Below are 14,935 nucleotides of genomic sequence, written 5' to 3'. Positions count from 1 at the left end.
TATGTCGGATTGGCCAAATAAAATCAACCTAAGCTACAAAACAATTATATTACGAATCGTTTCTGTAGTTGTGTTTTTATTGGTTCTGTTATTGAACTGGGGACACAATAAAACTTATGCCATTCAGCATCAATCCGAAGTTAGAGCCGTTATTTTAAACAATCATACGGTCAAATATCCCATCGCCTTAAATTTGGAGATTCTAGAAGATAAGAGTCGCAAATTAACCCTAAAAGATGTTACTTCTCCCGAATATTCAACTCAATTTATCCCCAACGCTCAAAAACCACCTAACTTTGGTTTTTCTAAGAGTAATTTCTGGGTCAGATTTTCGGTAAAAAACGAAGCCTATCCCGAAATTAAATGGCTATTGGTCCTTGATGATGCTCGCATGGGTTACATTGATTTTTATATTCCTGACCCCAATTCATCAAGTTTTATTGTCAAAAAAACGGGCAAAGCTTTTCCCTTTAAAACCAGAGATGTTCCCCATCATAGTTTTGTTTTTAATTTACCCGCCACCCCAGAAGAGAAAACGTTTTATTTAAAATTACACAGTGTTAGCACCCTTTATTTTCCGTTATTTATTTGGCAAAGAGAAGCTTTTTTTAGGGCGGAAAGTCAAAATTTATTTTTTTTGGGTTGGCAGTATGGGATGCTTTTAATTATGATTGGGTATAATTTTGTTCTGTTTATTTTTTTACAGGATAAAAGCTATCTTTATTATGTGCTGTCTGTGATAGCCTTAACTTTAACTCAAGCGATCCGACAGGGTTTTTTTGAACAGTATATATTGCCCGATTATGCAATCAAAATAATAGTTCCTTTGACCTCAATACCCGGTTTAATAGTAGTCCTACAGTTTAGCAAAATTTTTCTCAATTTTAAAAATAATTTTTTAATCCTCCATCGGATAGCGGTGGGGATACAATGTTATTCATTGATTTTATATGCTCTATTACCTATCGATCCTTACTGGGTCAATAAACATCAAACTGTTGTGGTTTTATTATCTATTGTTTTGCTGTTTTTCGGTAGTCTATTAGTCTATAGAAAAGGATATCAACCCGCCCGACTTTATCTATTGGCGATGATTGTTCCTTTTGCTTCTTTTTTCTTTTCCAATTTATCAATTTTTCAGATAATTCCTACTTATTCCTGGACGTTCGACACTCAGTTAACTTCTATTGTTATTCTAGTTCTATTATTTTCTTTAGCGTTGGCAGATCGAATTAATTTAATTAAAAAAGAGAAAACCGAAGCCCTAACTTTAGCCCTGGCAACATCTCAAAAAAATGAAAAGTTAATTCGAGAACAAAATGTTCTCTTAGAAACCAAAGTTAACGAACGCACTCAAGAATTGCAGAACCGAGAAATACAGTTAAGAAAAGCCAAAGAAAAAGCGGAAGCCGCCAACCAAGCCAAAACTATTTTTATTGCCAATATGAGCCACGAATTGCGGACTCCTCTAAATGGAATTTTAGGCTTTAGTCAATTGATGAAGAATTCCGACGACTTACCGCCTGATTATCAAGAAAATATTGATATTATTCATTCCAGCGGCGAACATTTACTCACTTTGATCAATCACGTTTTAAACTTGTCAAAAATTGAAGCCGGAAAATTGATGATCGAGCAAAAAAATATCGATTTTTACGGGCTGCTTGAAGACTTGAAAAACGTTTTTGTCTTCGCGGCAAAAAAGAAGGGTTTAACCCTGTCTGTTCGCCGGGAAGCCGACGTTCCCCAATGGATTAAAACCGACGAGACCAAATTAAAAGAAGTCTTAATTAATTTTCTGGGAAATGCGATTAAATTTACCCGTTCGGGGGGCGTATCTTTGGGAGTTACCCGAGAAGAAAATCGGCTATGTTTTGAGGTCGAGGATACGGGAATCGGTATTCCTCAAGAAGAACTGGGAAACATTTTTAAATCGTTTTATCAGTGCCAAAATTCCAACCTATCCCAAGAAGGGACGGGCTTGGGGTTGACAATCAGTTGCAATTTTGTTAAGTTAATGGGGGGTGAAATAGCGGTTAAAAGTGCGGTCGGCCAAGGAACAACTTTTCGCTTTTTTATCAAACTGATTGAAGTCAATGGCGACCAAACCCAGTGCCAACCCGATCAACAAAAAGTGATCGGCTTGGAACCGAATCAGCCCCGCCACAAAATTTTAATTGTAGATGACAACAACACCAATCGTCTCCTCTTGTTGAAACTCTTGAAGCCCTTAAAATTTGATCTAAAAGAAGCCGCCAACGGACAAGAAGCGATTCAAATTTGGCAAGAGTGGCATCCCGATTTAATTTTTATGGATATGAGAATGCCGGTTCTCGACGGTTTTCAAGCCACCCAAAAAATTAAAGCCACACCCGCAGGAAAAGCGACGGTAATTATTGCCGTTACCGCCAGCGTTTTAGAAGAAAAAGAAACTTTAATTTACGATGCCGGTTGCGATGGATTAATTCGCAAACCGTTTCCAGATAGCGAAATATTTGACAGTTTACATCAATATTTAGGCGTGCGTTTTGTTTATCAGTCTTCGGTATCCCCTCCATTATTCCCCACTTTCGAGGAAGCGCTTTCCCCCGAAGATTTAGCCCCTTTACCCGAAACATGGTTGGAGCAAATGTATAAAACGATTCTCAGAGGTGATATAATTTTGGCTTCAGAACTGATTATAAAAATTAGTATTGAACATCCAGTCTTGGCTGAAAAATTGACTCAATTGCTGAACAATTACGAGTTTGACCAACTGTTAAATTTAACCGAACGGGTTGAAGCATATGACTGAAGACGGCATTCAAAAAAAATCAATTTTAATCATCGATGACAATCCTAGCGTCTTAAAATTCTTAACCAAAACCCTATTTGAACAGGATTATCGCGTCCGGATCGCTCCCGGTGCAAAATTGGGAATTAATAGCGCTATGGCCGAAGCTCCCGATTTAATTATTTTGGATATTAAAATGCCAGATATGGATGGCTATACCGTTTGTCAGCAACTCAAAGCCAACGATAAAACCCGTGATATTCCCGTAATTTTTATCAGCGGTTTAGAAGATGTTATGGATAAAGTTAAAGCTTTCAAGATGGGAGGAGTTGATTATATTGTAAAACCTTTTGCTACCGAAGAAGTTATTGCCCGGGTGGAGAATCAGTTAAAAATTAGTAAAAAACTTCGGCAGTTTCAACAAAACATTGAAGAATAACTAAATATAATAGCGGGGGTTTGAAGTTGGGGTAGAAGAATGGAAACCTTGCACCCCCACAGTTGAACGGGTAAAATAGATCGCAAACTTCGGTAAATTTAGGGCAATGAATTCCTCTTCTCTGCGAACTTTAGGTATTCCTCCCAACGCTTGGGGTGTGACGGATGCGATCGCCGATCTCACCCGTCCAACCGTTGAACCCCAACCCATCGCCCTCGCCACAGAAACAAAAAACCTGCGACTGGACCTGGCAAAAACCGCTATTTTAGTGATTGATATGCAGAATGATTTCTGTCATCCAGACGGTTGGTTAAGTCATATCGGAGTCGATGTTACACCCGCCCGTCAACCCATTGAACCCTTGCAGAAACTTCTCCCCGTTTTGCGATCGGCAAATGTTCCGGTAATTTGGGTTAACTGGGGAAATCGGCCGGATTTATTGAATCTGAGTCCGGCGACACTTCATGTTTATAATCCTACGGGGGATGGTGTTGGTTTGGGCGCCCCATTACCGAAGAATAATTCACCGGTTTTACAAGCCGGAAGTTGGGCGGCGGCGGTTGTGGATGAACTCGAACCCAAACCCCAAGATATTCGGGTTGATAAGTACCGCATGAGCGGGTTTTGGGATACGCCCCTCGATAGTATTTTACGGAATTTAGGCAAAACGACGTTATTTTTTGCCGGGGTTAATGCGGATCAGTGCGTGATGACAACGTTGCAAGATGCCAATTTTTTGGGCTACGATTGCATTTTAGTCAAAGACTGCACCGCCACAACTTCACCGGAATATTGTTGGCAGGCGACGATTTATAATGTTAACCAATGTTTTGGTTTTATCTGCGACTCCGAGGGAATTTCACAAGCTATCGCCCAACTTTAAATATCTATCGCCCGGTGTTTAGGAGTTTTTAAAAACCCGGTTTCTTCGAGCAACCGGGTTTTTGGTTTTCTAGGAGTTATTATTGTTTTGTCTAATTACTGTTTTTTTAAACCGAATTTCGAGAATAAACCGACAAACAATAAACCGAGTAAAGTCGAAGGTTCGGGAATTTCTTCGACAACTTCCGCTTCCGCGTAGATAAAGTTATTGCTTGTAACTAACTCCACCGCATTTTCGGGATCGTCAGCCGGTTCAGTTATAAGAGTATCCAGATCAAAATCGGGATCTAAAATGGTGTTGTCTGAAGTTAATTCTACCTCAGTTTCAGAAGGTTGATTGCTGACATCTTCATAGAAAGTCGCCGCTTGTGCTTGTTGAAAGGGGATAGATAAAGTAAAAGTTGCCGTTAATGCGATGCACAACGGTTTGAGAGTAGTCATAAAAAAATCTCCTAACTCTAACAATATTTTGAGTAATTGAGATGAAGGCTACAGTTGTGTATCATAGCTTATAACCTTCTGTATGTTGAGTAAAAATCCCCAAGTTTTACATTACCGACCCTTGTGTAAAGAATATTAGGAGAAATTTAAAGTATCTGTAAAGGTCGGATAATATTAATCAGGTAGATTGAGCCAACTTATCAATTTAATTTGCTTTAAACCCGAAAACCCGGAATCCGGTTGTTAGAATGATTCCAAAAATTCGTGTGATTTTCAATAGTAACTTCAACAATTAATGTTTCGGGAATATGAACCTTTCTCTCAAAAATAAACTCGCCATAGTCAGCCAAGTCATCCAGACCAATAAAATTAAGTAAAATCTCAGCCACTATCCAAATTAAAATTTTGAATAAGGGCTGATTGAAAAATTCCATATTGAATCACATCCTTTATAACTTCAAGTCTAGGCATCATTAAAAACCTATAATTTCTAATGTCTATTGTAAAAAAATTGAGTAATACTGTCTTCTTTCAAGGGATAGATTTCTGAAGATTGGCAAAAATAAACCGGATTTCTAAAAGAAACCCGGCAATCAAATCACGAAAATTTATTTATTAATAACTTATTCTCCAGCCGACCAGGGCTTCATAAACTCAGGATAAAGCGTTAGTCCACCGTCAACATAAAGGGTTTGACCCGTAATATAAGCCGCATCATCGGAAGCCAAAAAAGCGGTAATTGCAGCCATTTCCTCCGAGGTTCCTACTCTTCCCATCGGAATATGCTGTTCAACTTCTTGTCGTTTTTCCTCATCTTCCGTCCAAGAATTAATCGGCGTTGCGGTGGCGCCCGGTGCAATAGAATTAACCCGAATTCCTTTTCGAGCATATTCTAAAGCCAGAGTTTTGGTCAAATTTCCCATTCCCCCTTTACTAATAGAATAACTCGCATATTGCGGTCGGGGAATTATTTCATGGACGCTAGAAACATTCAGAATCACACCGCCCCGATCCTGTTTTAAAAAATGTTTAATGGCTTCGCGAGAACACAAAAAAGCCCCCCGCAAGTTCACCGAAATCACTTGGTCAAAGTTCTCGGTTGTCACTTGCTCAGAAGGTTCAGGAATTTGCATTCCGGCATTATTAATTAAAATATCTAAGCTGCCCAACTTTTTGACAACTTCATCGCACATTCTGATAATATCTTCCTCGTTAGAAACATCGCCTTCAACGGCAACTTCTTTACCGCCACAACCTCGAATTTGATCACAAACTTGGTCGATCATTTCCTCTGTATCTTCGGCTTTTTCCCGCTTTCCCCGATAATTAATTGCCACATTTGCCCCTTCCGTTGCAAAGCGAACGGCGATCGCCTGTCCAATTCCCGAAGTGGCGCCGGTAATTAACACATTTTTTCCTTTTAAACCTTTCATTGTGATATTTTTTCTCCCAATTTTGTGCTGTTGTTTTCCAACTAAAATCCCAGGCTTAAACCTGGGAAATAGAATCAAGTCATCGGTTCAAACTCAAACCAATTTTTATCGGTTATCCTGTCCAAAGAAATCTTTAACCGCATCGACTACATTATCAGAAGCTCTTTCGAGATCGGAACCGGCTTCGCTGCTTTTACCTTGCATCTCGCCGAAATTTTCCTGTGCTTTTCCTTGAGCTTGTTTAAGAGTACCTTCAGTTTGAGCTTGAGCTTCTTTAAGGGTTTGTTCTGCTGCTCCCATACCTTGACGGGCTTTACCTTCAATTTGGTTGCTTGTACCGTCTCCGAGTACATTATCAACCATTGAAGAATTAGTCGCTAAGACAGCAGAAGAATTCAAACTCAAGGCTTGAGCGGGTAAAAATGAAACGCTCAATAGACCCGAGCAAAATACCGCTAATGATACAAAAGCACAAAATTTGAAAATTAATTTACGAGCCAATTTCATGGTTTAATCTCCTCTGTCGGTTAAACAACCCTCTCACTCTTGCGGAAAGAAATCGTTGTTTAACATTTCACTCCGAGAATAAACGAATTCAGAGGGTTTTGACCTCATTCTTTCGGGAGAATCCAATCGGAGGAATTGGAAAAATTTTGGTAAATTTTAATCCGGTTAAATCTGTCGTTAGATAGAGCAATAATTTCTAGTTCTTTATGATAGACTTTCAACAAGTAAATAAAACTGTTTAAATCTTCACCTAAAAAAAGGAGAGTTGAACCATGAGTTTAGAAGATAGAGCCAAAGCAACTGCTAAGAATTTAGAAGGAAAAGCTCAGGAAGCGATGGGAGAATTTACCGGAGATCCTGAAGATAAAGCCGAAGGAAAAGCCAAACAAGCCGAAGCCGAACTTCGACAGACGGTTGAAAATATTAAGGATGAAGTCAAAAAGTCAATTGACTGATTGATTGCTCGGTTTTGAATGAGAAAAAAAAAGGTCTGAAATATTTTAGACCTTTTCTTGTCGTTTTTAGTGTAAAATAATACAAAAAAAATTAAATCTATCGGAAGTCTTACTTTTCAAAAAACTTTGTATTTTTCGAGAATGGGGGGGTTTGATTCCCCCTTTATTTTTTTGCCGGGAGAAAAGTATATAACCCGCCTCTACAAAAGGTTTATCGGTTGATTAGAGATAATATCGGCCTTGATTTTTTCTCTTTTTTTTAAGTAAACATACTCAACTAAACCGGGTGAAGGTGATAAATACTCATCGACTTAAATTAATGGGCTGACGAGTTAAAGTTTCAATTGTTTAAGCTTCCTAACAATTTGTATGCAAAGTTGAAATAATGTTTAAATCTTTTTAAGGATAGTGTATAATACAGCAAGCTTGCACTAGCTTACGCAAACTTCTCCTGAGCATTGTGCCAGCATTGGGATGCTGACCTAGAGCAAGCGACACGAACCAGTCCGAGAAAAGTGCCTTTTAGCCACTTGGGGGGATGCTTCGTTTTCCCTTGCAAATGGACGATACCGAGTATGACTACAAAATCTTTAACGAGTTTAGCTCACCAATCGGTTAAAAGGAAGCCCCAAGTTCTAGCGGTCGATGATAATCAGGACAACTTAATTTTAATCGGTTGTGTTTTAGAAAATCTAGGTTATCCCTACTTGAGTGCAACTTGCTCTCAAGAAGCTTTATCTGTTTTACAACATTACCAACCCCGGCTTATCCTACTAGATATTGTGTTACCCGATATGGATGGTTTACAACTTCTCCATCAAATTCGAGCCGATGAACGAAATGAGCAGGTGATCACGGTAGCGGTGACGGGATTGGCTTTAGGAAAAGATCGAGAACAGTTGTTAGCCGCCGGTTTCGACGATTACCTGAGTAAACCCTATCTCCTCAGCGATCTAGAAGCTTTAATTTGTCGTCATCTTAACCGATCTAATTCTGCTTCCAATCGTTTGAGGAGAGCTTTGAAGAATCCCTGCGAGAGTGAATTTCAAAAATAACGATCGCTCCCGTCCGACTGGTCTCAATCGCCGTATCACACAGGAAGTCAGTAACAGTTACATTGAGAGTTTGTTCAATTAAATTTTGAATTTTCGGTTGAATGATTCCATCCAATGCGGCTCGAACTTGGCTCACCAATTGAAGATGATTATTTTGGTTCAACAATTGTTCTGGGGGAGTAATCACTCCCTCTAAAATTAGAACCAAAACCTGATCGAAGATTCGACAACTAATCCGGCTCAGTTGGTGATCGAGTTGTTGAACATAAATCTTTCTAATTCGCTCACAGATCACTTGTTCAGAGGATTCAAAATTGTTGGTTTTCATACATAAACTATTCAGTCAACCCTCAATTCTCCAGTTAACTGTTCTCAAAAATTAAAACAACAGGCAGAACATCTTAAATTTCCCCGCTCAATTCTATCTCTAAAAACAAATTGAACTAACTATCATTCTCAGCTTTCTGCTTGGGAATGGCTTCGGGATTCCGAACTTGAGGAGACTGAGTTAATACAGCAATAACACCCATCCGCCCCGTTTCCAGCTTGGCTTCGCTCAAAATATCAATCACCTCAACCCCCAAAATTTCCTCGAGCAAAGCCTTTAACTTGGGTTGGGTGGCATCTTTCAAGCCGGCTCGCACTTCTTCGGCCAACTCCTCCTGTCCCACTTCAGCCAAACGTTGTTCAGCCGGAGTAATCGAATTTTCAATAATAACCGCCAGTTTACTATTAAACAGTTGACAAGTCACCTTACTGGGTTGATGTCCTAACTCCTGACGATATAAAGCTTGAATTCGCTGAGAAAGACTGCGTTCGAGTTGTCCTCGGGTCGGATAATTCATCTGTTCGTTTGCTCCAAAAGGTTTAGACTGCCGCTCACCAAGCCAGTGGAGTACCTCTTCTGAGTTAAGAAACGGCAGTGTAAATTCAATGGCGATCCAGTTGCGATATCGCTCTTGAATACAACCTCTATCAGTTTAAAGTCAGACGGGGAAAGCTGCATGAATCTCGGGATGGATTTTTACTGAAGCCAACCTTCCCTTTTAGCTGACCAACCCCGAACGCAAAGCCCTCACCGCCGCTTGAGTGCGATCTTCAACACACAACTTATTCAAAATACTGCGAACGTGAGTTTTCACCGTTCCCACCGTCACGTAGAGCTTTTCAGAAATCTCCGCATTGCTGCATCCGGCAACAATCAACTCCAAAACTTCCAATTCTCGCTCGGTCAAAGGATAAGTATCGAGAAGCTGTTGAACATCAGCTTGGGCCGAATCAATCTCAACCGTCTGTTTGGCCGGGTCTTCAGCAACCGAGAGCGGTTCTTCGGCTCCCGTCGGACTCGGTTCTACAGTCCGGGCTTGCTTGAGAACAATCCGAGCTATATTGGGATCGATCCAAGCGTTGCCCTCCTGGGTGGAGCGGATCGCCTGTACCAAAGTATCCAAACTCGAATCTTTTAAACTGTAGGAGTCGGCACCGGCGGCAAAAGCGGCCAACACCGAATTTTCCTCCTCGTGCATCGTCAGGATCAAAACCTTCGTGCGATCGCCCGGTTCGGCATTGGCCTGCATTTTTCGCAACTGCTGAGTTAACTCGATCCCGTCAATATCCGGCAAGCCAATATCAATAATTCCCACATCTGGATGCAGCGATCGCAACATCTCCAAACCTTTGCGGCCATTTTCGGCATCGCCAACGACTTCAATATCATCCACCTGCTTAAGAGCGGCCACCAAACCCACACGACTCAAGTTATGATCTTCAACCAAAACAACACGAATTTTACTCATTCTAAAATTGCCTATAAAAAATTTAAGAGTTATGAGGCGATACAATATATCCTCATAAGATTAACCTAAAAAACTTCAAAAAGTCTATCTATCAATGGTGATATCCAAGGGTCAGTCGGAAACCAGCCGAAAGAGAGATTGACAGTTATACCTTCCGAATACGAAGATCTATGCTAACAGAAAACTTACTCGCTACAACAGCCTTCATGCCTCATGGCACTTGTTATCTATGGAAACCGGGATTAGTAGGATTACATTTGGCCAGTAACGCCATCATTGCCCTATCTTACTTATCCATACCCGTTGGGCTGGTCTACATCGTAGAAAAGCGAGAAGATATTCCATTTAACTGGATATTTCTGTTGTTTGCTGGCTTTATCATCTCTTGCGGTTGCGGTCATCTGTTAGATATCTGGACGCTGTGGCATCCCAACTATTGGATCTCGGGCATTGTTCGAGCGATCACGGCAATCGTATCTCTAACGAGCGCAATCGCCTTAGTTGTGTTGATGCCAAAAATTTTTAAATTTCCAAGTCCTAAACAGATGGAACAGTCGATGCGCTTACTCCGCCAAGAAATTGAAGAACGTAAGCAAGTTGAGCAAGAACTCAAAAAAAGCGAAGAACGCTGGCAGTTAACCCTAGAAGGAACCGGAGACGGTATTTTTGACTGGGATGTTGCCAGCGGGGAATTGTTTATGTCTACTCAGCTAAAAGCCGATCTCGGCTACCGGGATTGGGAAATGGAGAACCGCTTTGAGGCTTGGTATTCTCGTGTTCACCCCGACGATCTCGATCGCGTCTTAACCACCGTCCAAGACCATCTCGACGGGAAGACGGTCAAATACGCCGCAGAATACCGTCTCCGTTGTGCCGATGGCAGCTACAAATGGATTTTAGCCCGAGGTATTGCCCACCGAAATAAGCACGGCCAAGCGATTCGCATGGTCGGTTCTCAGCAGGATATCAGCGATCGCAAACGCGCCGAGGCCGCCCTCACCGAAAGCGAGGCCCGTTATCGCCTGTTGGCCGAAAACGCCAAAGATATGATTTCTACCCATACCCGTGAAGGGGTCTTTCTCTACGTGTCCCCCGCCTGTCGCCATCTTCTCGGCTACGAACCCGACGAACTGATCGGGCGTTCCCTCTACGAATTTTTTCACCCCACCGATGCGGCCGCTTGGCAAAGAACTTATACGGTTGTCGGTCAGTTACCCGATGAATACACCACCACCTATCGGGTGCGCCGTCGAGATGGTTCTTATGTTTGGTTTGAAACCACCAGTCGCGCCATTTCATCGGATCAGTCTGCTGAACCGATGATTTTATGTATTTCCCGAGATATTACCCTCCGCAAACAAGCAGAAGAAGAAATCGCCCGGTTTAACGACGAACTCGAACAGCGCGTTCAAGAGCGCACCGCCCAACTCGAAGTGCTAAACGAGCTTAAAGACGAGTTGCTCGAACGAGAACGAGAAGCCCGGGCGCAGGCTGAAGCCGCCCAAGCGAAAATTAAAATTTATGAAGATATTGTCGAAAATATTCCCATCGGGATGACCGTCTGGCATCTAGAGGATCTCGACGATCTCAATAGTTTTCGGTTGATTAGTTCTAACCCCGAAGCTTCCCACTTGTTGGGAATGGATTTGAATTCCCAAGTGGGCGGAAAAATGGTCGAGTGTTTCCCCAAATTGGTAGACACTCACTGCCACATTTTACAAGCTTACGCCCAGGTGGTTCGCCATCAACAGCCTTGCGGGTTTAGTGAGATGCTTTATAGCGACGATCGCCGAGTGGGTGAGAGTTTGTTTGCGGTTAAGGCTTTTCCTTTGCCTAACCAACGTTTGGGGATTGCTTTTGAAGATATTACCGAACGCAAACGTATCGAAAAAGCTTTATCGGAAAGCGAACGGTTGTATCGATCGGTTCTCAATAGCGTCCAGGAAGTGATTTTTCAAACCGATATTGAGGGAAACTTGAGCTTTTTAAGTCCGGCTTGGACGTTGATTACCGGATTTACCGTTTCTGAGAGTTTAGATACTCCTTTGCTCAATTATATTTATGCTGAAGAAGATCAGCGATATTGTGCCGAACAATTGCGGCGATTGATTGAAACTGAGCAAGATGATTTTATCTTTGAATTTCGGTCGCTCAAAAAGAACGGGGATTTTTGTTGGTTGGAAATTGATGCTCAACTGAATTGCAATGGGGATAACGAAATGATCGGTGTTTGGGGAACGATTAATGATGTCACCAAACGCAAACAAACTGAAGCCGTCCTGCAAGCGAGGGCCGATGAATTGACTCAACTCAATGCGATTTTATTGACCACAACCGGACAACTGGAAAAGCGCAATAAAGAACTCGATCAGTTTGCTTATGTGGCTTCTCACGATTTAAAAGCACCCCTGAGAGCGATCGCCAATTTGTCAGAATGGATTGAAGAAGATATCCAAGATAAGCTTGATGATGATACTCGCCATCAGATGAGTTTATTGCGGGGACGGGTGCATCGGATGGAAAATTTGATTAATGGTCTTTTACAATATTCTCGGGTGGGACGCATTCAGGCGAAAGCTGAAAAAGTAGAAGTTGGAAAGCTTCTCGAAGACGTGATCGACTCCCTCGATCCCCCCTCAACGTTTACCATTGAAATTGAAGGAGAAATGCCCACTTTAATAACACAGCGTCTATCCTTAGAGCAGGTGTTCAGTAACTTGATTAGTAATGCGATTAAGCATCACGAACGCCCCGATGGACGGGTTACAGTTAAGAGCGTCGCTCGCGGAAAATTTTATGAGTTTTCTGTCACCGATGATGGCCCGGGAATTGCCCCTCAATATCGAGAGAAGGTGTTTACGATTTTTCAAACTTTGAAACCTCGTGACGAAGCGGAAAATACCGGGATTGGTTTATCGATTGTCAAGAAAATTATTGAAACTCAAGGGGGAACCATTGAATTAGAATCAGATCTCGGTCAAGGCGCCACTTTCCGGTTTTCTTGGCCCAAATAACAAAGCAAGAGTTGAGGAAAATTTCTATCTGCTGTTGAGATTTTCATTCAATAACGCTCTGGACAATAGGGGTGGGGAATGGGTTCGCTCTGGCCTTGTCTACAACTTCCGACAGAGAAGCATCGCCTGCAAATTTCTCCCTAGAGATGAGGTATTAAGTCGAAGCTTTATTTATAATCTCTAGGAAGACACCGAGTAATATTGCTCTTGTTTGCTAGAAATGAGACTATCATAATTTTAGATGAACTGCATTTCTAGGATGAAGTGAGTTATGGAGGACAGAGTCATTAATATTCTACTCGTAGAAGATGATGAAGTCGATGTGATGAATGTCAAGCGGGCGTTTAAAAAAAGTAATATTTCTAATCCGCTTTTTGTCGCTGGAAATGGATTAGAGGCTTTGGATATGCTTCGCCCTCAAGATGGAAAACCTCCCGAGGTTCCCGATGCTCGCCGATTGATTTTGCTTGACTTGAATATGCCGAAAATGGGAGGATTGGAATTTTTAAATGAATTGCGATCCGATCCAGACTTGAAAGCAACACCGGTGATTGTGTTAACCACGTCCGATGAAGATCGGGATTTGGTAGAAGCCTATAACTTGAATGTGGCGGGTTACATTCTTAAACCCGTAACTTTTACTAAGTTTGCCTCGGTGATTACCACCTTAAATAAATACTGGACTTTGTGCGAATTTCCCTAGTATATTGTCCAAAAAATCATCAGTTTAAGATCGAAAAATTTTCAGTGCATCCCCCCAACTATAGCTCAAGTCCTATGAACACAGTAAAATTAGCTATTGCCCGAATTTGGAATGAAGTCTATAACCGAAAGAAAAGCTACGATGATTTTCATGATCGCGATCGAGGGTGGGTTATATTATTAACTCATAGATCCCCCCTCAAAGTAATTTTTGTACAGGGAAGGAGATGGAAGAACTCTTAAGTATTCTCATTGTTGATGATGACGAAGTTGATCGAATGGCCGTTCGCCGATCGCTTCGCCAGTTGGGTGTCAAATTGGAGGTGACAGAAGCTCCCGATTGTGACAACGCTATCGCTATATTAAAAGAGAATATATTTGATTGTGTTTTTCTCGATTACCGCCTGCCCGATCGGGACGGTCTCGAACTCGTTAAACAGGTACGTTCGCTCCATATTAAAGTACCTTTAATTGTGTTAACCGGTCAAGGAGATGAACAAATCGCCGTTGATTTGATGAAAGCGGGTGCATCCGATTATCTCTCCAAATCCTGGGTTTCGCCGGAAAGATTGTGGCAAGTTTTGCGAAATGCGATTCGGGTTCATCAAGCCGAAATGGAAGCCGAACTCGCCAATAAACGCCTCTGGGAAAGTAACGAACTCTTGCGGCGACAAAATCGAGAACTCGAACGACAACGCCAACAAATCGAATTACAAAACCGGAAACTGGCCGAAGCTTCTCGCCTGAAATCTCAATTTCTCGCCACAATGTCTCACGAACTTCGCACTCCGATGAATGCGATTATGGGGTTTTCTCAACTGTTATTGCGTCAGTATCCCGATCCGCTTGCGCCTCAACAATTGGATATGGTACAGCGCATCTTTAATAATGCTCAACATTTACTGACCATGCTCAACGAAGTTTTGGATTTTTCTAAAATAGAAGCGGGTCAGTTTTATTTGGAACCGAAAGAATTTAATCTCGCTCAATTTGTGGAATTAACCGTGCAAGAATTGCGATCGCTAGCGGTCGAAAAACAGTTGACTATAGAAGTCAATATCGACCTGGAAGACGCGATGATTATCAACGATCAAAATTCCCTCAGACAAGTTCTGGTTAACTTAATTTCTAACGCCATTAAATTTACCGAAACCGGAGGAGTGTGGATTAATGTTCAAGAAAAATGTGACGATCGGTTAGTAATCGCCATTAAAGATACCGGAATTGGCATCGCGCCGGATCATTTGCAAGAGATTTTTGAAGCCTTCCGACAGGTCAATCAAAGCAACGCCCGCAAACATTACGGTACGGGTTTGGGGTTGGCAATTGTAGATTCTCTGGTGAAATTGATGCACGGGAAAGTCACCGTTGATAGTGAATTGGGGTGCGGTTCTATTTTTCAGGTTGAATTTCCGCGATATTTGAAATATAATTAAAT

General features: G+C 41.7%; 15 protein-coding genes. 8 read left to right on the top strand and 7 right to left on the bottom strand.

What is annotated here, in order from left to right:
- Window position 1: 1 nt before the first annotated feature.
- From ACL6C3_RS01075 to ACL6C3_RS01065, 3 genes are all read left to right on the top strand, one after another.
- Window positions 2-2,794, top strand: coding sequence for a 7TM-DISM domain-containing protein (locus tag ACL6C3_RS01075; RefSeq protein ID WP_413164505.1), 2,793 nt, complete (start codon window positions 2-4; stop codon window positions 2,792-2,794).
- A complete protein-coding gene (locus ACL6C3_RS01070; RefSeq protein ID WP_413164503.1) occupies window positions 2,787-3,212 on the top strand; it encodes a response regulator in 426 nt (141 codons plus the stop codon). The genes ACL6C3_RS01075 and ACL6C3_RS01070 overlap by 8 nt, the downstream gene beginning before the upstream one ends.
- Window positions 3,213-3,318: 106 nt before the next feature.
- Complete coding sequence (locus ACL6C3_RS01065; protein ID WP_413164502.1) at window positions 3,319-4,095, top strand: cysteine hydrolase family protein; 777 nt, start codon at window positions 3,319-3,321, stop codon at window positions 4,093-4,095.
- 95 nt (window positions 4,096-4,190) lie between these two features.
- Here the strand turns inward: ACL6C3_RS01065 and ACL6C3_RS01060 are convergent, their stop codons facing one another.
- The 4 genes from ACL6C3_RS01060 to ACL6C3_RS01045 form a co-directional block, all read right to left on the bottom strand.
- Complete coding sequence (locus tag ACL6C3_RS01060) at window positions 4,191-4,535, bottom strand: PEP-CTERM sorting domain-containing protein (protein ID WP_413164500.1); 345 nt, start codon at window positions 4,533-4,535, stop codon at window positions 4,191-4,193.
- Window positions 4,536-4,750: 215 nt separating this feature from the next.
- Window positions 4,751-4,969, bottom strand: a complete 219-nt coding sequence (locus tag ACL6C3_RS01055; protein ID WP_413164498.1) for a hypothetical protein — start codon at window positions 4,967-4,969, stop codon at window positions 4,751-4,753.
- Between the two features lie 189 nt (window positions 4,970-5,158).
- Window positions 5,159-5,968: a glucose 1-dehydrogenase gene (locus ACL6C3_RS01050; protein ID WP_413164496.1), complete on the bottom strand. Its 810-nt coding sequence runs from the start codon at window positions 5,966-5,968 to the stop codon at window positions 5,159-5,161.
- A gap of 105 nt (window positions 5,969-6,073) precedes the next feature.
- Window positions 6,074-6,475 carry a hypothetical protein gene (locus tag ACL6C3_RS01045; RefSeq protein WP_413164495.1) on the bottom strand — a complete coding sequence of 134 codons (402 nt, stop codon included), beginning with the start codon at window positions 6,473-6,475 and terminating at the stop codon, window positions 6,074-6,076.
- Window positions 6,476-6,747: 272 nt separating this feature from the next.
- Between ACL6C3_RS01045 and ACL6C3_RS01040 the strand changes: the two genes are divergently transcribed.
- On the top strand, window positions 6,748-6,930 hold the full coding sequence (locus ACL6C3_RS01040) for a CsbD family protein (RefSeq protein ID WP_413164494.1): 183 nt from the start codon (window positions 6,748-6,750) through the stop codon (window positions 6,928-6,930).
- 575 nt (window positions 6,931-7,505) lie between these two features.
- The gene (locus ACL6C3_RS01035) at window positions 7,506-7,985 is read left to right on the top strand and encodes a response regulator (protein WP_413164493.1); all 480 of its coding nucleotides are present in this window, start codon (window positions 7,506-7,508) and stop codon (window positions 7,983-7,985) included.
- Here ACL6C3_RS01035 and ACL6C3_RS01030 read toward each other — a convergent pair.
- The 3 genes from ACL6C3_RS01030 to ACL6C3_RS01020 form a co-directional block, all read right to left on the bottom strand.
- Complete coding sequence (locus ACL6C3_RS01030; RefSeq protein ID WP_413164491.1) at window positions 7,918-8,313, bottom strand: DUF2294 domain-containing protein; 396 nt, start codon at window positions 8,311-8,313, stop codon at window positions 7,918-7,920. The two genes, ACL6C3_RS01035 and ACL6C3_RS01030, sit on opposite strands and share 68 nt — an antisense overlap.
- A 115-nt stretch (window positions 8,314-8,428) precedes the next feature.
- Complete coding sequence (locus ACL6C3_RS01025) at window positions 8,429-8,830, bottom strand: DUF2294 domain-containing protein (RefSeq protein WP_413164489.1); 402 nt, start codon at window positions 8,828-8,830, stop codon at window positions 8,429-8,431.
- Window positions 8,831-9,031: 201 nt separating this feature from the next.
- Window positions 9,032-9,781: a response regulator gene (locus tag ACL6C3_RS01020; RefSeq protein WP_413164487.1), complete on the bottom strand. Its 750-nt coding sequence runs from the start codon at window positions 9,779-9,781 to the stop codon at window positions 9,032-9,034.
- A 170-nt stretch (window positions 9,782-9,951) separates the two neighbouring features.
- Between ACL6C3_RS01020 and ACL6C3_RS01015 the strand changes: the two genes are divergently transcribed.
- From ACL6C3_RS01015 to ACL6C3_RS01005, 3 genes are all read left to right on the top strand, one after another.
- Complete coding sequence (locus ACL6C3_RS01015; RefSeq protein ID WP_413164485.1) at window positions 9,952-12,795, top strand: PAS domain S-box protein; 2,844 nt, start codon at window positions 9,952-9,954, stop codon at window positions 12,793-12,795.
- Between the two features lie 271 nt (window positions 12,796-13,066).
- Complete coding sequence (locus ACL6C3_RS01010; protein WP_413164483.1) at window positions 13,067-13,498, top strand: response regulator; 432 nt, start codon at window positions 13,067-13,069, stop codon at window positions 13,496-13,498.
- A gap of 226 nt (window positions 13,499-13,724) precedes the next feature.
- Window positions 13,725-14,933, top strand: coding sequence for an ATP-binding protein (locus ACL6C3_RS01005; protein ID WP_413164481.1), 1,209 nt, complete (start codon window positions 13,725-13,727; stop codon window positions 14,931-14,933).
- Window positions 14,934-14,935 lie beyond the last annotated feature (2 nt).

The sequence above is a fragment of the Capilliphycus salinus ALCB114379 genome, from assembly GCF_047276495.1.
In the GTDB taxonomy this organism is placed as follows: domain Bacteria; phylum Cyanobacteriota; class Cyanobacteriia; order Cyanobacteriales; family Microcoleaceae; genus Capilliphycus; species Capilliphycus salinus.
The sequence above is the reverse complement of the archived record's forward strand: the minus strand, read 5'-3'. Positions and strand labels throughout refer to the sequence as shown.